Source organism: Trinickia sp., from assembly GCF_051953955.1.
GTDB lineage: Bacteria > Pseudomonadota > Gammaproteobacteria > Burkholderiales > Burkholderiaceae > Trinickia.
Map to the genome: position 1 here is coordinate 13996 of NZ_JBQCIF010000127.1, position 15932 is coordinate 29927.

Annotated in this window: 19 protein-coding genes; 4 read left to right on the forward strand and 15 right to left on the reverse strand. The window is 64.5% G+C overall.

Annotated elements, in window-relative coordinates:
- Positions 1-41 precede the first annotated feature (41 nt).
- Together ACTHNZ_RS23945 and ACTHNZ_RS23950 are read right to left on the reverse strand one after the other, a co-directional pair.
- Positions 42-1013, reverse strand: a complete 972-nt coding sequence (locus tag ACTHNZ_RS23945; protein ID WP_440545078.1) for a sugar ABC transporter substrate-binding protein — start codon at positions 1011-1013, stop codon at positions 42-44.
- A gap of 247 nt (positions 1014-1260) precedes the next feature.
- Entirely contained in the window at positions 1261-1542 is a 282-nt protein-coding gene (locus tag ACTHNZ_RS23950) for a hypothetical protein (protein WP_440545079.1), read from the reverse strand.
- Positions 1543-1925: 383 nt separating this feature from the next.
- Between ACTHNZ_RS23950 and ACTHNZ_RS23955 the strand changes: the two genes are divergently transcribed.
- Together ACTHNZ_RS23955 and ACTHNZ_RS23960 are read left to right on the forward strand one after the other, a co-directional pair.
- The gene (locus ACTHNZ_RS23955; RefSeq protein ID WP_440545080.1) at positions 1926-2369 is read left to right on the forward strand and encodes a hypothetical protein; all 444 of its coding nucleotides are present in this window, start codon (positions 1926-1928) and stop codon (positions 2367-2369) included.
- 127 nt (positions 2370-2496) lie between these two features.
- Positions 2497-3096 carry a BPSL1445 family SYLF domain-containing lipoprotein gene (locus ACTHNZ_RS23960; protein WP_440545081.1) on the forward strand — a complete coding sequence of 200 codons (600 nt, stop codon included), beginning with the start codon at positions 2497-2499 and terminating at the stop codon, positions 3094-3096.
- 118 nt (positions 3097-3214) lie between these two features.
- On the opposite strand, the gene ACTHNZ_RS23965 is transcribed toward ACTHNZ_RS23960, so the two are convergent.
- From ACTHNZ_RS23965 to mltG, 9 genes are all read right to left on the reverse strand, one after another.
- Positions 3215-4300, reverse strand: a complete 1086-nt coding sequence (locus ACTHNZ_RS23965; RefSeq protein ID WP_440545082.1) for a glycosyltransferase family 4 protein — start codon at positions 4298-4300, stop codon at positions 3215-3217.
- A 229-nt stretch (positions 4301-4529) separates the two neighbouring features.
- Positions 4530-5906, reverse strand: a complete 1377-nt coding sequence (otsA, locus tag ACTHNZ_RS23970; RefSeq protein ID WP_440545083.1) for an alpha,alpha-trehalose-phosphate synthase (UDP-forming) — start codon at positions 5904-5906, stop codon at positions 4530-4532.
- Positions 5907-5990: 84 nt separating this feature from the next.
- Positions 5991-6368 (reverse strand): Rap1a/Tai family immunity protein, encoded by a 378-nt coding sequence (locus ACTHNZ_RS23975; protein WP_440545084.1) that lies wholly within the window; start codon positions 6366-6368, stop codon positions 5991-5993.
- Between the two features lie 80 nt (positions 6369-6448).
- Positions 6449-7207 (reverse strand): ankyrin repeat domain-containing protein, encoded by a 759-nt coding sequence (locus ACTHNZ_RS23980; protein WP_440545085.1) that lies wholly within the window; start codon positions 7205-7207, stop codon positions 6449-6451.
- Positions 7208-7257: 50 nt separating this feature from the next.
- Positions 7258-8049, reverse strand: a complete 792-nt coding sequence (locus ACTHNZ_RS23985; protein ID WP_440545086.1) for a TatD family hydrolase — start codon at positions 8047-8049, stop codon at positions 7258-7260.
- A gap of 108 nt (positions 8050-8157) precedes the next feature.
- On the reverse strand, positions 8158-8685 hold the full coding sequence (locus ACTHNZ_RS23990) for an N-acetyltransferase family protein (RefSeq protein WP_440545087.1): 528 nt from the start codon (positions 8683-8685) through the stop codon (positions 8158-8160).
- Positions 8686-8769: 84 nt separating this feature from the next.
- Complete coding sequence (locus ACTHNZ_RS23995) at positions 8770-9801, reverse strand: DNA polymerase III subunit delta' (protein WP_440545088.1); 1032 nt, start codon at positions 9799-9801, stop codon at positions 8770-8772.
- 67 nt (positions 9802-9868) lie between these two features.
- Entirely contained in the window at positions 9869-10489 is a 621-nt protein-coding gene (gene tmk, locus ACTHNZ_RS24000; protein ID WP_440545089.1) for a dTMP kinase, read from the reverse strand.
- The gene (gene mltG / locus ACTHNZ_RS24005; protein ID WP_440545090.1) at positions 10490-11506 is read right to left on the reverse strand and encodes an endolytic transglycosylase MltG; all 1017 of its coding nucleotides are present in this window, start codon (positions 11504-11506) and stop codon (positions 10490-10492) included.
- A 78-nt stretch (positions 11507-11584) separates the two neighbouring features.
- Here mltG and ygfZ point away from each other — a divergent pair, with 78 nt between their 5' ends.
- Entirely contained in the window at positions 11585-12649 is a 1065-nt protein-coding gene (ygfZ, locus tag ACTHNZ_RS24010) for a CAF17-like 4Fe-4S cluster assembly/insertion protein YgfZ (protein WP_440545091.1), read from the forward strand.
- 89 nt (positions 12650-12738) lie between these two features.
- On the opposite strand, the gene ACTHNZ_RS24015 is transcribed toward ygfZ, so the two are convergent.
- A complete protein-coding gene (locus tag ACTHNZ_RS24015; protein WP_440545092.1) occupies positions 12739-13005 on the reverse strand; it encodes a hypothetical protein in 267 nt (88 codons plus the stop codon).
- The gene (locus ACTHNZ_RS24020; RefSeq protein ID WP_440545093.1) at positions 13002-13484 is read right to left on the reverse strand and encodes a DUF2778 domain-containing protein; all 483 of its coding nucleotides are present in this window, start codon (positions 13482-13484) and stop codon (positions 13002-13004) included. The genes ACTHNZ_RS24015 and ACTHNZ_RS24020 overlap by 4 nt, the downstream gene beginning before the upstream one ends.
- A 165-nt stretch (positions 13485-13649) precedes the next feature.
- Here ACTHNZ_RS24020 and ACTHNZ_RS24025 point away from each other — a divergent pair, with 165 nt between their 5' ends.
- A complete protein-coding gene (locus ACTHNZ_RS24025) occupies positions 13650-14465 on the forward strand; it encodes an NRDE family protein (RefSeq protein ID WP_440545094.1) in 816 nt (271 codons plus the stop codon).
- A 53-nt stretch (positions 14466-14518) separates the two neighbouring features.
- Here the strand turns inward: ACTHNZ_RS24025 and ACTHNZ_RS24030 are convergent, their stop codons facing one another.
- Together ACTHNZ_RS24030 and ACTHNZ_RS24035 are read right to left on the reverse strand one after the other, a co-directional pair.
- Positions 14519-14956 (reverse strand): GNAT family N-acetyltransferase, encoded by a 438-nt coding sequence (locus ACTHNZ_RS24030; RefSeq protein ID WP_440545095.1) that lies wholly within the window; start codon positions 14954-14956, stop codon positions 14519-14521.
- 73 nt (positions 14957-15029) lie between these two features.
- A complete protein-coding gene (locus ACTHNZ_RS24035; protein WP_440545096.1) occupies positions 15030-15887 on the reverse strand; it encodes an SDR family oxidoreductase in 858 nt (285 codons plus the stop codon).
- Positions 15888-15932: the final 45 nt, after the last annotated feature.

Consider the following 15932-nt stretch of genomic DNA (forward strand, 5'->3'; position numbering starts at 1 on the left):
GCTGCGCTGCGCTGCGCCTATCGCACGTATCGACGGTTACGCTACTTCTGGGCTTTCGTCACGAGATCGACGGGCGTCTCGACCACCTGCGACAGATCGGATTGCTTTTTGTGTTCCTGGATCGCCTTGAGCGCCGTATCGATACCGAACACGGCCTGTTTCGCGGCGTATTGGTTGGCCGTCGCGAGCACGCGGCCGTCCTTCAGCATCGGCTTGATGGCGTCGATGTCGTCGTAGCCGACCACGTAGACCTTGCCTTGCTTGCCGGCCGCGCGCACGGCCGACACGGCGCCGATCGCCATATTGTCGTTGCCGCACAACAGCGCTTTGATATTCGGGTATTGATTGAGCATGGCCGAAGCGATGGCGTTGCCCTTGTCGATCTCCCACTCGCCCGATTGAACGGAGTCGATTTTCGCGCCGACCTTCTGCATGGCGGCCTTGAATCCGGCCGTGCGCTGCTGCGCGTTCGTCGTCGTCGACACGCCTTCGATGATGCCGACCTCATCCCCCTTCTTCAGCTTCTTGGCGAGGTAATCGCCCACCTTCTCGGCGCCCTTTGCGTTGTCGGGACCCACGAACGGGACGTTCAAGTCCTTCGATTTGAGGACGTCCGGATCGAGCCGGTTATCGATATTCACGACGATGATGCCGGCGTCGACGGCCTTCTTCACGACGGGAACGAGCGCTTTCGAATCGGCGGGTGCGAGCACGATCGCATCGACGTGGCTGTTGATCATCTGCTCGACGATGTTGATCTGCGCCGCCGTGTCCGTCTCGTTCTTGATGCCGTTCGTGATGAGGTCGAACTTGCTGCTGTTGTGCTTTTGATAGTCCTTCGCACCGGTTTCCATCGTCAGGAAGAATTCGTTCGCCAGCGATTTCATGACGAGTGCTACCTTGGGTTTCTTGGTGCCTTGGGCGAGCGCGTCGGTCGCGGTGAGCGGTGCGAGGCTCACGCACGCCAATGCGGCGGCGGCAACGAGGATACGGCGGCGGGTGCGGTGCAGCATAAGGTTCTCCTTTCTTATTCGGCTCGTGAACAGCCGTGATTTTTGATTCGAACGCTTGGGCGAATGCCCGGCGCGTCGCCGCTCGATGCGACGAGAGGCGCACGCCTCGGCGCGGGCCGGGATCGCCTATGCTGGACCCTTCTGCGCTAGCACGCAAGGACAGCGCGCGCGAGTTCGGGTTTGTGCTGAACCGCTCCGGTGCGAAACCGGAGAAACGCCGCGTCGGCCAGGGCTCGAGCCGAGTGCGTCAGAGATGCTCGATCGAACTGCCGTCGACCTTGCCGTCGATGATGTCGCGCGCGTATTGGACGCCGATTCGGTGTGCTTCGAGTTGGTCTTCGAGCGGCGCGTGCTCGGGGACGCCGAACATTTCCGACTTGCCCCGATCGCCGCTCGCACGGCGCGAAATCGTCACGACGATGTCGAACCGGTGCGGTGCGTCGTCCGCCTGGTCAGGCTCTTTCGCGCGCCTGAGCGCCTGCACCCCGATCGCAAAACCCTTGTATTGCTCGGAAAACGGTACGGCCATGACTGACGCTCCGTCGAAATGAGTGGCTGCTCGTTCCCGCGCCCGACACGGCGGGGAGTCGCCCGGCACGAGCTGACCGCGATGGGCCGTGCCAAGGAACGCAAAACCCGTTCCGAGCGGCCCGGTTCGCCCGTCGGCCGGATCGCAAGGCCTGTGACGGCCGCCGCCCGCCGCGAAGCGCTGAAATGCCGAGACGTTTGAAGAAATTACCGGTCGCTGGCCGTTGTGCAGACGAAACTCGCGTCGCTGCCCGTTCGGAGCAGCGACGATTCGTCGCATTTCTTCTATGATGGCTGCCAGGACGGCCCACCAGAACCTCACGATTCGAAGCCATCGGGCCGCCGTCTCATCGTGGATGCGTGGGTGCATTGCGGAGGCATCAAATGGCATGGAGACACAACCGCTGGGTAAGACGCTGGCTCATCGTCATCGTCTTCTGGGCAGTCCCGGTGGCGATCGTTGCGGTGCGCGAGATCCAAGACGAAATGTCGTACAACATCGTCGACCTCGACCGCGCGCTGACGACATGGCAACTCACCGACGCGCAGCGTGCCGCGGGCGATGCCCTGCGCTGCCGCGGCAAACCCGACCAAGCGCGCGCGGCCGGCTGTCCCGCCGATGTATTGGCCGCCAACGCGCCGCGCCAGCGCGATGCCATTGCCGAATATGCGTTGCGGCGCCGCACGCTGTTTCTGTACCTCTGGCATGCGTTCGTCGGCTATTGGGTCGTGCCGGCCGCATTCATCTTCGCCGTGGGCCTCGTCATCGCCGGCATTCGGCGCGCGCTGAGGCGCCCGCCCGTCGTCAAGCGCACCGTGCAGCATTGATCCGCGCTAAATCGGGCCGGGCCCCTGGCATGCCCCATGCTCGACTCTCGTTGCGTTGTGTGAGATCACGCTTCGTCCGAACCCGCCGTCGAGCGGTTTGACCGACGGAACATAACGGAGAGAGTCCATGCAAGAACGAAACTTCATGCGCAAAGCTGCCACTGCCGTGGTGGTCGGGGCATTCGCGCTCGCCGGTTGCACCGCAACCACGAACAACGGCAACCCCGTCGGCTCGTCGCCCGGCAGCAACATGTCGAAACGGCAGGAGATCAATGCGGGCGTCGACGCGACGCTCTCGCGCCTATATGCCCAGGTGCCCGGTTCGCGTGAGCTGGTCCAGAAGGCGCATGGCGTATTGGTGTTCCCGAAGGTGCTGCAAGCCGGCTTCGTCGTGGGCGGCCAGTACGGCGACGGCGCGTTGCGCGTAGGCGGCCAGACTGTCGGCTACTACAACACCGTCTCGGGTTCGTTCGGGCTGCAGGCCGGTGCGCAATCGAAGGCCGTCGTGTTTCTGTTCATGACCGACGATGCGTTGAACTCGTTCCGCTCGCGCGACGGCTGGTCGGTCGGCGGGGACGCCTCAGTCGCCGTGCTGAAGATGGGCGCCAACGGCGCCATCGATACGACGACGGCTACCAAGCCAGTCGAAGTCATCGTCATGACGAACGCGGGCCTCATGGGCGACCTCTCGCTCGAAGGCACCAAGATCACCCGGCTGAAGATCTAGCTGCGGTCGCGGCGGCGGCGCGGTGCCCTTCCGCACCGCCCCGCCCGCTTCCCACTGGCATTTCGCTTCCCGCTGCGCTGCGCCGCGCCGCATCGCGCGAGCGCGGCCGAGCGTCCGCTCAGGCGTTCGACGCCCCTTCTCCCGACAGCGAATCGATGATCTTGAAGCGCGACCGCTTTTGGGCGCGGATGACGGACTGATACGCGGCCAGATATTGGCGTGCCATGTGGTGCGAGGTGAAACGCTCCTCGAACCGTTGCCGCACGCGCGTGCGCGGCAGCGTATGCAGCCGGTTGACGGCGGCCACGGCGCTGATTTCGTCTTCGACGATGAAACCCGACAGGCCCTCGTCGACGACCTCCGGCACGGACCCTCGATTGAACGCGATGACGGGCGTGCCGCACGCCATCGCTTCGATCATGACGAGTCCGAACGGCTCGGGCCAATCGACCGGAAACAGCAGCGCGTGGGCACCGGACAAGAATTCGGCCTTTTGATCGTCCGCGATCTCGCCGATGAATTGCACGTGCGGCAGGTCGAAGAGCGGTTTGATCTCGCGTTCGAAATACTCGCGATCGGCCGCATCGATTTTGGCCGCGACGCGAATGGGCAGCCCGCAATGCCCGGCGATGCGGATGGCCGTATCGACACGCTTTTCGGGAGAAATGCGGCCCAGAAAAGCGAGATACTTCTGTTCGACCGGCTGCGGCGTATAAAGTGCTTCGGGCAGCCCGTGATAGACGGTCGTGAGCCATTTCGCCTGCGGTATCGGGTGGCGCTGCGCGTTCGAGATCGAAATGACGGGCGCCGTGTTGAACGTGTCGAAGACGGGCTGCTGCTCGGGCAGATCGAGCCGGCCGTGCAGGGTCGTGACGAACGGCGTGTCCTGTCGTTTGAACAGCGAGAACGAGTAGTAGTCCATATGGAAATGCAGCACGTCGAACTCTTCGGCGCGGCGCCGCACGAGTTCCATGAGCAGCATGTGCGGGGCAATCCGGTCGCGAATGGCCGGGTCGAGCCGCAGCGCGAGCGGCCAGACGGGCTCGAGCTTCGCGCGGGTTTTCGAGTCGCCGCTCGCGAACAACGTCACGTCGTGCCCCAAATCGACGAGGGCTTCGGTGATGTACGAGACGACGCGCTCGGTCCCACCGTAGAGCTTGGGCGGCACCGACTCCGTCAGCGGCGCGATTTGCGCAATTTTCATTCGATCGACTCCATGCAAGTGGATTTCGGGTGCATTGCCCCTCGATCCCCGGTTCGCCGGTTACTGAGTGCCGGTTTCGCTCATGCGAAGCTCGCGAAAAACGGCGCCATGGTTTCAATTATTCGGTATGGCGGCCCCCGAATGCTGCACCGCTTTCAATTGCTTTCGCGCTGTTACAGTCGCGAAACAGGCTCCTTCGACGTCGTCTCCCGTCGTTCGTGTATCGCGCTCATGCGCCGCGCAGGTCTTCGAGAAACGTATCACGCCACACGCCGAGGTCGTTGCGCCTGAGCACGGCCATGTTCACTTCATGGCGCTGCTTGCGCTCTGCCAGCGGCATGGACAGCGCACGCTCGAGCGCTTCGGACATGCCGACGATGTCGTGCGGATTGACGATCAGCGCGGCGCACAGCTCCGCCGCGGCCCCCGCGAATTCGGACAGCACGAGCACGCCGGGGTCTTCGGGGTTTTGCGCGGCGATGTACTCCTTCGCGACGAGGTTCATGCCGTCGCGCAGCGGCGTGACGAACCCCACCTGCGATTCGCGGCACATCGACATCAATTGCGAACGCGCGAAGCGCTGATTGAGATAGCGAATCGGCGTGTAGTCGAGGCCCGAATAGCGGCCGTTGATGCGCCCAGCCTCGTATTCGAGATTGTGCCGGATCCGCTGATAGCTTTCGACGTCGGTTCTCGTGGGCGGCGCCACCTGGACGAACGTGACGTTCCCGCGCCACTGCGGCGCGTGCTCGAGCAACTGCTCGAACGCGCGGAACCGCTCGATGAGCCCCTTCGAGTAATCGAGCCGGTCGACGCTCATGACGAGCTTGCGCCCCTCGAGGCTGTGCTTGAGCTCGAGCACTTGCTTGCGGCTCTCGTTGCGTGCGGCCTCGGCGGCGATCTCGTCGGGAAACACGCCGATACGGTAGACGCCCGAATGCAGCCGGCGCCCATACGCCTGAACGTTGCCTTCATCGGTGACGGTTCCGCCCGCATGCCTCACGACGTAGTCGTGAAACGCGAGGCGATCGCTATCGGTCTGGAAACCGACGACGTCGTAGCAGCAGAGCGACTTGATCAACTCCTGGTGCGGCGGGACGTTTTGCAGCACCTGCGGCGACGGAAACGGCGTGTGCAGGAAGAAGCCGATGCGATTGGCGACGCCCTCGCGCCGCAATGCTTCGGCAAACGGGATCAAGTGGTAGTCATGGACCCAGACGACGTCGCCGGGCTCGATCAGCTTGACGAGCTTGTGGGCGAGCCACGCATTCACTCGGCGATAGCCGGCGTACTCCTCACGATCGTAGGCGGCGAGGTCGTTGCGGTAATGAAAGACCGGCCAAAGCGTCGCGTTCGAAAAGCCCCGGTAGTATTGGTCATAGTCGCGCCGCGTCAAGCCGATCGTCGCAAACGTCACCGCCCCTTCGTGCGTGAGCGTCGGCCCGGCGTTCGCGACCGCTTCGCTGACGACGTCGCCGCTCCAGCCGAACCAAACTCCGCCCATGTCCTTCAATGCGCTGTAGATGCCGACGGCAAGTCCCCCCGCCGAACCCTTGGTTTCGGTCGGCGTCGCAACGCGGTTCGATACGGCAATGAGTCGGCCCATGGATGGTGGCGTTCGGTTCGGACATCGGGTTGATCGATGACGCGTGATACGCTGCGCCGCTCGTTCGTCTAGCCGCTCGGTCGCTCACTCGCCCTTGCACGGGAACGACTTCTCCAAGCCGAGCGACACCGCGGTGCTCGCGTTGTAGTCGGCCGAATCCGGGTTCTCGGCGACATAGCGGCGCACCGCGTCGACCAGCCGCTGCGGATCGATGCGATCGGGCAGGCAAAAATATTGGCCCACACGCGGGCCCGTCGTGCCGCCGATGGCGTCGATGGTGTTGAATACCCCGTCGGCGGCGCCCTTGACATAGGCCTTGCAGGCAGCGCGCGAAATCGCGTCGGTCTGAGTGCACAGCTTGTGCAGATCCCCGGCCGTGAACTTGCCGCCCCCCGGCGCAACGGCCGCCGTGGCGGCGAACGGTATGGTCAACGCGGCGACGCATATCAAAGCCCGCAACATAATCTTCCTTTTTCTCCGAGCGGTGAACGGATACTCTCGCAAATTGCCCCAGCCTTCACGCGCCCGGGCGAAAAAAATGATTATTTTGCACCGTTTTGGGCGGGAGTAGACGTGCGGGCAGCCCCCGATGCGGCGACACCCGACGCGGCCGTCGCTTCACGGGCGTACATGTCCTGCAGAGCTTCCGTGACGTCCTTGGCGTGATAGCGCTTCGCGAAATCGAGCGCGGTCAAGCCGATCTGGTTTTTCACGCGCGAATCCGCGCCCGCATCGAGCAGCACCTTGACCGTCGACAAATGATTGCCGCGCGCGGCCATCATCAGCGGCGTCGTGCCGTTCGGCGAGCCCGCGTCGATATAGGCCGAATTGTCGAGCAGCAGCTTGACGATGTCGTCATGGCCGTTCGCCGCCGCGTAGTGCAGTGGCGCCCACCCCTTCTTGTTGACTTCGGCTCCCTTGTCGATCAGCGCTTTGACGAGGCTCGTGTCGCCGTTCAGCGCGGCGAGCATCATCGCATTCTCACCGGCGGCGTCGAGCTTCTCGACGTCGGTTTTCGGATCGGCGATCAGCGCGTTCGCCACCTTGTCCGATTTTTCGCGCGCGGCCAGGACGATCAGCGGCATGCCTTCCGAATCCGTCGCATTCGGATCGGCGCCCTGCGACAACGCTTTTTGAACCGCTTTCACGTCGTCGAACTTCACTGCCTTGACGAGCGAGTCGAGGCTGGCAGCATGCGCCGCCACGGCCAGCGACGCCAAGGCGCCGGCCCCGGCGAGCGCCAGGCGCTGAAGGAGACGCCGGGAAGCGAACGAGAGCGGTGCGGTGGTATGTGTATTCAACTGGTCTTCCTTTGCTTTGAATGAGTTGTTTCGGCGATCGTCGATTCGCGTCAACCGGGATGCGGCGCCGGAATGCCGAAAAGACGAAAGAAATTGCGCGTCGTCGCGGCCCCGAGCTCGGCGTCCGACATGCCCCGCGCTTGCGCAATGAAACGTCCGACATAACTGACGTATGCAGGTTCATTCGGTTTGCCGCGATAAGGCACGGGCGCCAGATACGGGGAATCGGTTTCGATCAACAGCCGCTCGAGCGGGACGCGGCGCGCGACCTCCTGAACGTCCGTGGCGCTCTTGAACGTGACGATGCCAGAAAGGGAAATGTAAAAATTCTGCGCCAGTGCGCGCTCGGCGATAGGCCACGGCTCCGTGAAGCAGTGCATGACGCCGCCCGGTACGTGCGCGTGCTCTTGGTCCATGATCCGCAGCGTGTCGTCGCTCGATGCGCGTGTGTGAACGATGAGCGGCTTCATCACGGCCTTCGCGGCACGGATGTGCGTGCGAAAGCGTTCGCGCTGCCATTCCATGTCCGCAATCGAGCGCCCTTCCAGACGGTAATAGTCGAGCCCCGTTTCGCCGATCGCGACGACCTTCGGATGAGCCGCCAACTCGATCAGCTCGTCGACGGTCGGCTCGCGTGCGTCCTCGTGATCGGGGTGGACACCGACCGATGCATAGACGTTGTCGTAGGCCTGCGCGACCTCGAGCACGCTCGGCAGCGTTTCGAAGTCGACGCTGACGCACAGGGCATGGGTCACGTCATGCGAGCGCATGTTCTCGAGCACCTGCGGCAGGCGCTCGACGAGACCTTCGAAATTGATGTGGCAATGCGAATCGACGAACATCGTATCTCTCGTAACTCTACGGCTTCATTCAGTTCAGTTCAGTTCAGTTCAGTTCGGCTCGGTACCGTGCTGCCCGGCCGGTGCGACACCGCGACGGGCAACGCGCCCCTAGCCGGCGGACTCGCTCACCCGGCGCCCTAGGATGACGAGGTCGCGCTCTACCCCGTCGAGCACCGCCACGCGCGGCAAGGTGCCCCAGTCTTCGAATCCGCAGCGGCGAAACAGTGCGAGGCTCGCGGCGTTGTGCCCAAAAATGAATCCCAGCAGCGTGTCGATGCGGAGCGTCGGGGCTGCGTCCAGCGCGGCCGCCATCAGCTTCGTACCGAGTCCTCGTCCGCGCGCGCGCTCATCGAGATAGATGCTGAGCTCTGCCGTGCGCGCGTACGCGGGGCGGCCATAGAAATCCGAGAAGCTGAGCCAAGCATCGATGGGCCCGCGGCTCCCCGCCTCCGCCTCGTGCTCGACGACCCACAGCGGCCGCCTGCCGGGCCCGTGTGCGTGAAACCACGGCAAGCGGCTTTCGACCGTCACGGGCGCGAGGTCGGCCGTCACCTGGCGCGAAGCGACGGTCGAGTTGTAGATGGCAACGATCTCGGGCAAGTCGTCGAGCGTCGCGTTGCGGTAGCTCACATGCATGGCATGGGTTCCTCGCTTTGAGTCGTTGGTGTCGTTCGTATCGTTCGTGGTTTTCATCGGATGGATGAGGCCGCCGGTGCTCGCTCAGGCGAACAAGTCGCGATAGCCGAGAAACAGCGCTTCGAACACGAGGCGCGCATTGAGCGGATGGTTTTCGACCGCGCGCTCGCGTGTCACCGTCTTCATGAAGCGCGCGAACGCATTCGCATCGACGCGCGCCGCGCAGCGCGCCAGATCGCGCTGCGCGGCGGGGAAATATCGGGGCCGCTGCGCCGCATGCTCCGCCAAGAGGTCGTAGAGCCACCGCTGAAGCCAGCCGAGCACCATCGGCACGGGCAGCTTTTGCAAGGCTTCGGCGCAAGCGAACGCGTCGCATTCGGGGCCCGCCGCCAGCTGCTTCAGCGTGAAATCGCGCAGCGGCCGGTTCTCGTCGCCGGCCAGCGCCAATGCCGCGAGCGGGGCCCCGCCGGCTTCGGCCAACAGCGCTCCGGCGTCAGGCACACCTTGTTCGGAGAGCCACGCGCGCGCGACCTCAGGCGACGGCGTCGACATCGGCCATTGCCGGCAGCGGCTGATGATCGTTGGCAGCAAGCGGTCGATGCGAGCGGACACGAGCAGAAAAACGACGCCGGCCGGTGGCTCTTCGAGCGTCTTGAGCAGTGCATTGGCCGATGCAGCGTTGAGTTGGTCGGCCGGATAGACGAGCACGACGCGCGCTCCCCCGCGGTGGGCGCCGACCCCGCAGAAGTCGAGCAACGCCCGCACCTGCTCGATCTTGATTTCCTTGCTCAGCGTCCTCGTCTTCTTACCTTCCTCGGCTTCGGGCTTCTCATCGGCTGTGGATGTCGATGCGCCCGCCGCTTCCCCGGCGAGCGCTTCGGGCAGCACGGCGCGGTAGTCCGGGTGATTGCCTTGGACGAACCAATTGCAGGCCGCGCACTGGCCGCACGGCTCACCATTCTCGGCCGGCATTTCGCAGAGCATCCCCTGCGCCAGATGTCGAGCGAATCGCAACTTGCCGATGCCTGCCTGCCCATGGAGAAGCAAGGCATGCGGCCATTGCGTGCGCAGGCGCTGCAGGCGGTTCCAGTCGTCGTGCTGCCACGGGTAGATCATCGTTGAGCCTTGGGTAGCAAAGGGATGTGCTCGCTTCGCAATGGGTGTCCGGATGCGTGTCGGCCGATCAAAGCGCCTCGATGACGTCGCCGAGGAGCGCGCGAATCCGTTCGATGCTTCGGGATGCGTCGACGATCGCGAAACGATGCGGCGCTTCCTCGGCCCGGCGCAGGTATTCCGCGCGCGTGCGCGCAAAGAAGGCGTCGGTCTCGCTTTCGAACTTGTCGGGCGAGCGCGCCGCGCCGCGGCGCTCGCTCGCCGTTTCGGGCGGCAAATCGAACAGGACCGTCAGATCGGGCTGAAAGCCGCCCTGGACCCAGCGCTCGAGCGTCTCGAGCTTGTCGCGCGGCAGCCCGCGACCGCCGCCCTGATAGGCGAAGGTGGCGTCGGTGAAGCGATCGGACAGCACCCAGTCGCCACGTGCGAGCGCCGGCTCGATGACTCGCGCCAGATGTTCGCGGCGCGCCGCGAACATCAGCAGCGCTTCCGTCTCGAGATCCATCTTCTCGTGCAGCAGCAACTCGCGCAGCGATTCGCCGAGCGCCGTGCCGCCCGGCTCGCGCGTCGTGACGACGGCGCGGCCGGCTCCGGCCACCTTCTCTTCGAGTCGCTCGCGAAACCAGGACAGGTGCGTCGTCTTGCCCGCTCCGTCGATGCCTTCGAACGTGATGAATTTGCCACGGGCCATTTATTGCTGTCCTCGGATGTATTTGTCGACGGCACGGTTGTGATCGCCGAGCGTATCCGAAAACACGCTGCTGCCGTCGCCACGCGATACGAAATAAAGCGCGTTCGTCGACGCTGGGTTCAGCGCCGCTTGCAATGATGCGATGCCGGGCAATGCGATCGGAGTGGGCGGCAAGCCCCGCCGAGTATAGGTGTTGTAAGGCGTATCCTGCTGCAAATCGCTCTTGCGCAGGCGGCCGCCATAGCGTTGGCCGAGACCGTAGATCACGGCCGGGTCGGTTTGCAGCGGCATGCCGATGCGCAGCCGGTTGGCGAACACGGCCGATACGAGCGGACGATCGTTGGCCTTGCCGGTCTCTTTTTCGATCAGCGAGGCGACCGTCAGCGCTTCATAAGGCGTACGATACGGCAACCCGGGGGCGCGAGCGGCCCAGGCCGCCGTCAAGCGCTGCTGCATCAGCTTGTAAGCGCGCCGGTAAACGTTCAGATCGCTCGTTCCCTTGTCGAACAAGTAGGTATCCGGGAAGAACAGGCCTTCGGCGCTGGCGGCGGCCGCATCGCTCGCACCGATGGCCGCGAGCAGTTCGGCATCGCTCATGCCGGCTGTATCGTGGCGCAGCGCCGGGTTCGCGTCGAGTTCCGCGCGCATTCGCTGAAAGGTCCACCCTTCGACGACGGTGACGACCGATTCGTTGACGTCCCCCAGCGCCAGTTTTTGCAGCACCTCATAGGGCGTGACCCCGGTGCGGAATTCGTAGTTGCCCGACTTGAGCCGGCTCTCCAGGCCGAGCAGACGCGTCATGGCGATGAACGCGTGCGGCTCCACCGGCACGCCCCCCCGGTCGAGCTGACCCGCGACGGCGCGCACCGTGCTGTGGGCCTTGATGGTGACGTCGACGGTAGCGGTAGGTAGCGCGAGCGGCCGCGTAGCCCAGTAATAGCTGCCCACGGCGGCAAGCGTGGCAAGCAAAACGGCAACGACTACCCCGAAAGCGAGGCATTTCTTCAGCAGGGACATGCGTAACGAGGCTCGGATGGACCCCATATAATACTTGTTCGTCTCAGCCGAAGTCAGGATTGACTAGTCACTTATTCCATGAACGAACCGAACGCCTCCGTTTCCTCCGCCGCCGCGCCGCTTCGAGTGCCGGTGCAGCCTGCCGCCGCCGAGTTCGACGCGGTTCTCTTGCGTGGCGCGTTCATGCCGCTCGACCAGTTCGGCGTCATCGATGCCGTCGGCGACGATGCGGCGAGCTTTTTGCACGGCCAGCTCACGAACGACGTTCAGCACTTGGATGCCGCGAGTGCACGGCTCGCAGGCTACTGCTCCCCCAAAGGCCGGCTGCTCGCCTCGATGTTGACGTGGCGTGTCGCGGATACTGTTCGCCTGCTCGTCTCGAAGGAACTGACCGCGGCCGTGCAGAAGCGGCTGTCGATGTTCGTGCTGCGCGCGAAGGCGAAACTCGCCGACGCCACGGATTCCGTCGCGATCGTCGGATTCGCCGGAGACGTGCGTGCGCCGCTTTCCCGGGTGTTCGATGCGCTGCCCGATGGGGTCCACGTGCACGTCGCCGGGCCGGCCGGGTCCCTCATTCGCGTGCCGGACGCCGCTTCGCGCCCGCGCTATTTGTGGGTCGGCCCGAAAGCGCTCGTGCAGGAACGATTGGCCGGCCTCGAAGCGGAGATCGCCCGCGTCTCGCCGGCGGTCTGGGATTGGCTCGACATTCATGCCGGCGAGCCGCGCATTACCAACGGCGTGCTCGAGCAGTTCGTGCCGCAGATGATCAATTTCGACGTAATCGGCGGCATCAACTTCCGCAAGGGCTGCTACCCCGGGCAGGAGGTCGTGGCGCGCAGCCAGTATCGTGGAACGATCAAGCGGCGCATGGCGCTGGCGCATGTCGTGCCGGGCGAGGACCCCGCAAGCGGCGATGCGACGGCCAATTCGGTGCACCCGGGGGCGGAGTTGTTCCACTCCGACGATCCGAGCCAACCGTGCGGCATGGTCGTCAACGCCGCCGCCGCACCGACGGGCGGCTTCGACCTGCTGGCGGAGATCAAGCTGGCGGCGATGGAAAGCGGCACCATGCACCTCGGCGCCGCTGGCGGCCCCGTGCTCGCGTTCCAGCCGCTTCCCTATGCGCTGCCTAGCGAGGGTTGAGGGGGCGGCGGGCCTACCGTGCTCGACGGGCGGCTCGAACGCGGTTGAGCCGACTGCATGCCGGCCCATGCGAGCATGCCGGTTGCCGATCACGTCAAGACCGATCGCACCGCTCGGCGCGTGAGCGCGACCGCTATGACCGAAAGCACGAAGCTGATGACGAACATCGTACCGATGACAATTGCGGCGTTGCGGGTGATGCCGATCGCGTGACCTAGGACGAAGAGCGGGTGAAACGTCGCCCAACCTCGCCCGTAAAGGAACCAGTCGTTGATGATCGGCGTATTCGCTAGTCCGATGTAGACGGGAAGCGTGAGAAGCGCCGCGAGGGCACCATCAATCAGGATGCGCTTCATACGACGGTGACCGTGCCGTAATAGTCCATGTTCGTTCCTGGGATCTTGGACGTAGATTGGCGCATGAGCCAACTACTCAAAGCATAGAAATTGTGGATGTTCGGCAGAGTGATGCATCCCTCGCTCACTCCCCAGTAGCCGACGGGATGAATTCTAAAATTGCTGCGTCGCACGCCGTGTATCATGAGAAAGTCGCTGCCCGGCGGTGTCGTGGTGTACAGGGCGAACCAGTCCCTCCGTCGAGTGCCATTGAACGTGTCGTTCGCCGTATCGACGATCGCACCATGACGACCGCCCGATTGCCGATGGACAATATAGTAGCGGCCGTGAGGCAAAGGTCCATTCTTCGGTATCGCAGTCGCATTGGGGTCGTTGACGTATATATCGTTTCCAGAAAAGGCCAACACGCTTCCGAAATCCAGGCACTCAAGTGTAGACATCCGCTTACCGTTCAAACGGAAAAAGCAGGTTGCAGGCATTGACTGCCTCCCGAGGTCAAAGCCTCGAGTTTTTCCGAGCTAGCGGCATGCTGTGCACTATGGCTTGATTTTCAGACCAACGTACGCGTCATGACGAATGCTTGGACTGCTTCTGCTTCTGCTTCCGCCTTCGCTGCTCCTTGCCATGCCCGCCCGATCCATCTCATGTGCCTGATCGTATTCGACTGGCGGCCAGACGCCGCAACTGGAGCGCTGCTCACGCTTGCCGCTAACCGCGACGAATTTTTCGAGCGCGCAACGTTTCCCCTCGACTGGTGGAGCGACGCTCCGACCGTTCTTGCCGGGCGCGACCTCGTGGGCGGGGGGACCTGGCTAGGCCTTTCGCGCGACGGCCGCTTCGCCGCACTGACCAACTACCGCGATCCGGCCACGTTTCGCCGCGATGTGCCCACGCGCGGGACGCTCGTCGCGGACTATCTGACGGGGCCCCTGCTCGCTCCGCTCGATTATCTGAACGGCGTCGCGCGGCGAGGTGCGGCATACAACGGCTTCAACCTCATCGTCGGCGACCTTTCGCGGCGGCAACTGGGCTGGTACTGCAATCGTGCGAACACGGCGCCTTGTCTGTTGCCGGCTGGCGTGCACGGCATTTCCAACGCCGTTCTCGACTCACCGTGGCCGAAGCTCGTGCGCAAGCGCGCCGAACTCGGAGCGCTCATCGACCGTGACGGGGCCCCGACGCTCGACGCGCTGATCGAACTGATGCGCGACCCGCGCATGGCAGCCGATGAAGCCCTGCCCTCGACGGGGATCAGTCTCGAACGAGAGCGGGCGTTATCGGCCGCATTCATCGAAACAGCCGACTACGGCACGCGCGGCACGACGGCGCTGCGTGTCGATACGCGCCACGCCACACTTGGCATCGAGATCGCGGAGCGCAGCGACGATGACGGCTCGCACGACATCATGCGCCCCGGCAGCTTCGAACGACGGTTCGCATTCGACGTCGCCTTGCGCTAGCGGCGTGACGGCGCCGCTCTCCGCGCCGCATCGAACCCACCCGGCGCAATCCGTTACCGCGGTTCGCCATCCAACGGACGCGCCATTTCGATGTGCACGACGCCCGCCTCGTAGAACGGCTCGCCCACCGCCGAGAATCGATGCCGCAGATAAAACGGAACGGCGTCTCGCTGCGCGTACAGCCGGACGCAGGCGTCGCCCCTCCGCTGCGCATGCGCAATCAGCGCGTCGAGGATCATCGAGCCGATTCCCGCACGCCGAGCGCAAGGCAGCACCGCGAGCCGGCCGATCGCGCCATCCGGCAGCAAGCGAGCCGCCGCGACGGCTGCACCCCGCCGATAAGCCACCACGTGTACGGCGTGCAAATCGGCGTCATCCGAAACGAGCGGCGCGTCGATGCCCAACTCGCGTATGAAGACGGCCTCGCGCACGAGCGCCGCGTCCGCCCCGAGCCCGCCCCAATCTCCGGCTTCTACGATCACTTCCAGCATCGGACTCTCCGGCTCTGGTTTTGCCCGTGCCTCGTTTGGACGCAAGGCCCGCGCCCGGTGCCCGCCGGGGCGGTCAGGCGCTGCCCGGCGGCAGCGACGGGTCGGACGGCGAGCGCATTTGCTCGATGTCTTCGTGCCGGACGCGCACGCTCGGCAGGATGGCGGGATGCGTAATGACATAGAAGCGGTTGGCGTGCACGGCATCGAAAGCGGCGGAGGCGATGTCCGCGGCGCTGAGCCGCCCCGAGCGGACCGCCTTGCGCAGTTCTCGCCCGGCCAGCACTTGCGAGGCCGACGGCGGTGCCTCGTTGCGCCAGCGCGCAGGCCTGGCTCGCTCGGCCTCGGCAATGCCCGTCGGCGCGAATGCCGGACACAGCAGCGAGCATCCGATCGGCGCCCCCGTCCGGCGAAGGTCGTGATAAAGCGTTTCGGTCAATGCCACGACGGCATGCTTCGATGCGTTATAGACGCCCATCGCCGGCGGCGAAATCAGGCCGGCGACCGACGCCGTGTTCACGATATGGGCCGGCTCGTTTTGCCGCAGCATGATCGGTGTGAAGACGCGCACCCCGTGAGCGACGCCCATGACGTTCACGCCGAGCACCCAGGACCAGTCGTTCGCACTCATTTCCCAAATGAAACCGCTCGAACCGACGCCCGCGTTGTTGAACAGCAGATGCACCTTGCCGTAAGCCTGCAGCGTGCGATGCGCGAGCGCTTCGACGGACGCGCCGTCGGATACGTCGGTGGGCACGGCGATCGCGTCGGCGCCGGCGGACCTCAGCGACTCGACGACGTCGCCCAACGCTTCTGCATCGATATCGGCCAGCACGAGCTTCATGCCCAATTCGGCGCCCTTTTGCGCGAATGCGCGACCGAACCCGCTCGCGGCACCGGTGATGACGGCGACCCGGCCGTCGAATCGTTCCATGCGTTCCTCCCTGTGCTCAATCGGCTTCGCCATGGTCATGGTCGT

Bases quoted from the DNA above. Each gene is read 5' to 3' on its own strand.
- ACTHNZ_RS23945 (WP_440545078.1), bottom strand. From the start codon at position 1,013: ATGCTGCACCGCACCCGCCGCCGTATCCTCGTTGCCGCCGCCGCATTG.
- ACTHNZ_RS23950 (WP_440545079.1), bottom strand. From the start codon at position 1,542: ATGGCCGTACCGTTTTCCGAGCAATACAAGGGTTTTGCGATCGGGGTG.
- ACTHNZ_RS23955 (WP_440545080.1), top strand. From the start codon at position 1,926: ATGGCATGGAGACACAACCGCTGGGTAAGACGCTGGCTCATCGTCATC.
- ACTHNZ_RS23960 (WP_440545081.1), top strand. From the start codon at position 2,497: ATGCAAGAACGAAACTTCATGCGCAAAGCTGCCACTGCCGTGGTGGTC.
- ACTHNZ_RS23965 (WP_440545082.1), bottom strand. From the start codon at position 4,300: ATGAAAATTGCGCAAATCGCGCCGCTGACGGAGTCGGTGCCGCCCAAG.
- otsA (WP_440545083.1), bottom strand. From the start codon at position 5,906: ATGGGCCGACTCATTGCCGTATCGAACCGCGTTGCGACGCCGACCGAA.
- ACTHNZ_RS23975 (WP_440545084.1), bottom strand. From the start codon at position 6,368: ATGTTGCGGGCTTTGATATGCGTCGCCGCGTTGACCATACCGTTCGCC.
- ACTHNZ_RS23985 (WP_440545086.1), bottom strand. From the start codon at position 8,049: ATGTTCGTCGATTCGCATTGCCACATCAATTTCGAAGGTCTCGTCGAG.
- ACTHNZ_RS23990 (WP_440545087.1), bottom strand. From the start codon at position 8,685: ATGCATGTGAGCTACCGCAACGCGACGCTCGACGACTTGCCCGAGATC.
- ACTHNZ_RS23995 (WP_440545088.1), bottom strand. From the start codon at position 9,801: ATGATCTACCCGTGGCAGCACGACGACTGGAACCGCCTGCAGCGCCTG.
- tmk (WP_440545089.1), bottom strand. From the start codon at position 10,489: ATGGCCCGTGGCAAATTCATCACGTTCGAAGGCATCGACGGAGCGGGC.
- mltG (WP_440545090.1), bottom strand. From the start codon at position 11,506: ATGTCCCTGCTGAAGAAATGCCTCGCTTTCGGGGTAGTCGTTGCCGTT.
- ygfZ (WP_440545091.1), top strand. From the start codon at position 11,585: ATGAACGAACCGAACGCCTCCGTTTCCTCCGCCGCCGCGCCGCTTCGA.
- ACTHNZ_RS24015 (WP_440545092.1), bottom strand. From the start codon at position 13,005: ATGAAGCGCATCCTGATTGATGGTGCCCTCGCGGCGCTTCTCACGCTT.
- ACTHNZ_RS24020 (WP_440545093.1), bottom strand. From the start codon at position 13,484: ATGCCTGCAACCTGCTTTTTCCGTTTGAACGGTAAGCGGATGTCTACA.
- ACTHNZ_RS24025 (WP_440545094.1), top strand. From the start codon at position 13,650: ATGTGCCTGATCGTATTCGACTGGCGGCCAGACGCCGCAACTGGAGCG.
- ACTHNZ_RS24030 (WP_440545095.1), bottom strand. From the start codon at position 14,956: ATGCTGGAAGTGATCGTAGAAGCCGGAGATTGGGGCGGGCTCGGGGCG.
- ACTHNZ_RS24035 (WP_440545096.1), bottom strand. From the start codon at position 15,887: ATGGAACGATTCGACGGCCGGGTCGCCGTCATCACCGGTGCCGCGAGC.